The sequence below is a fragment of the Paenibacillus helianthi genome, assembly GCF_001909055.1.
Classification (GTDB): domain Bacteria; phylum Bacillota; class Bacilli; order Paenibacillales; family Paenibacillaceae; genus Paenibacillus_AQ; species Paenibacillus_AQ helianthi.
Genome location: NZ_LVWI01000119.1, coordinates 1 through 1,936, shown reverse-complemented (window position 1 = coordinate 1,936; position 1,936 = coordinate 1). Strand labels below are relative to the sequence as shown.

The 1,936-nt window shown below is 49.7% G+C and carries 1 protein-coding gene; it reads left to right on the top strand.

The window, feature by feature from the left end; translation table 11 throughout:
* The first annotated feature begins 540 nt into the window (after positions 1-540).
* The gene (gene ltrA / locus A3844_RS31625) at positions 541-1,833 is read left to right on the top strand and encodes a group II intron reverse transcriptase/maturase (protein ID WP_074109585.1); all 1,293 of its coding nucleotides are present in this window, start codon (positions 541-543) and stop codon (positions 1,831-1,833) included.
* The last annotated feature ends 103 nt before the right edge of the window (positions 1,834-1,936 follow it).

The window sequence follows — 1,936 nt, the reverse complement described above, 5'->3', positions numbered from 1 at the left end:
TGTTGGCGTGCCCAGAGGCACGCATTATCTAGTTGGTGAAAGTCCAACCCAAGGAGGGACCAAGCCGCCTTTGTAGCTAGGATGCTTGCACATGGCGAAATCTGTGTGTAAAAGCGCATCGACAAAAGTACCGGTCGGAGATCGGGCGAGCAACAATCCAGGCCGCAACATGAAGTGAATCCTGCCGCGTCGTCAAAAAGGCCCTGCGAAGGGGAAAAGAGGGAGCCGAGTCTCGCGACTATAGACGAAGGCCAAGGAAACTGTATAGAACTTGGAACAACAGTGAAGAACCCTCCGGCGTAAAGGGAACGGCATGGTTTGAAAGATAATGCAGTGAACTGGGGAGACCCTCCCCCACACGAATTTTTTTTTTTTTTTAGGAACCCGTAAAAAGACGCTCTATAAGTCCAGAAGATGAAGTGAACCGTCAGTGGGAAGGGAGTCCGAGGGGCTCATAGTACCGAAGAACCTAAGGACAATATAACCTTAGGGAGGGAAGGAGCCCTGCTTTGTTTACGCTTTTGGAGGAGGTACGAGTGAGTGAATGCCAATCGGCTAACAACACCCAAGGAAAAAGTTCAAGAACTCCAAGAAAAGCTAGGTCATGCGGCCAAGGAGAACAACAAGCGTAAATTCCATGCGCTGTATGACAAAGTCTACCGTTGGGATGTGCTGTGTGAAGCCTGGAAACGGGTGAAAGCGAACAAGGGAGCTGCCGGAGTAGATGCCATGACGCTCGCGGATATTGAGAAACAAGGCGAAACGCAATTTCTCAAAGACTGCGAGCGAGCATTAAAGGAAGGTAACTACCACCCGCAGCCTGTACGGCGGCACTATATCCCGAAGAAAGACGGAAAGCCGAGGCCGCTGGGCATACCGACGGTGCGCGACCGAGTGGTGCAGATGGCAACCAAACTCGTGATTGAGCCCATCTTTGAAGCAGACTTCAAAGAAGTATCCTTCGGATTTCGCCCGAAGCGAAGTGCGAAAGGAGCGACAGATCGAATCCGGAAAGCCTGCAACCGCAAAGGGAATTGGGTAGTCGACGTCGATATCCAAGGCTACTTCGACAATATTAATCAAGAGAAGCTCATGAAACTGATCCAAATGCGTATCAATGACAGGCGGATCTTGAAACTAATACGGAAGTGGCTTCACGCGGGGGTTATGGAAGAAGGAAACGTAAGGCGATCCGATGTAGGTACACCGCAAGGTGGCGTGATTTCCCCGCTTCTGGCGAATATCTATCTGAACTACTTTGACCGGCTGTGGGAGAAACACGGAAGTGGAGTGGGAGAGTTGACAAGGTATGCAGACGATCTGGTGGTGGTCTGTAAAACGAAAAAGGACGCCGAACATGCGTATGAGCTCATACGCAGAATGATGGAACGTCTGGAGCTCACCCTACATCCAACCAAAACCCGCATCGTCGGCCTATGGACAGGAGACGAAGGATTCGACTTCTTAGGGATGCACCACCGGAAAACAAAAGCAGAAACGTCTCAAGGGAAGGTGTACTATACCACGCAGCAGTGGCTAACAATGAAGGCAGAGGAACGTATTCGAGGCGTGGTCAAAGAAAGATTAGCACCGCCCGGCATGCGTTCTAAATCGTTCGCGGAACAGGTAGCATGGCTCAATCCGAAGATACAAGGATGGAGAAATTACTATTACACGAACTACAGCCAAAAGAGATTAGCGAAACTGGATTGGTATATTTTGCAGCGATTAACCCGGTGGTATGCAAAGAAGAGGCAACGAAGAAGATGGATGGGGTCATTGAATGAAGTTAGACACATTGCCAACCAATATGGATTAAAAACGTTATTGTAATCCGCATGCCCATGAATGACGAACATCGGAAAGCCGTATGAGGGAAAACCTCACGTACGGTTTGATGAGGAGGGGCTGGTTAAACCCAGCCCTTTACTCTAGT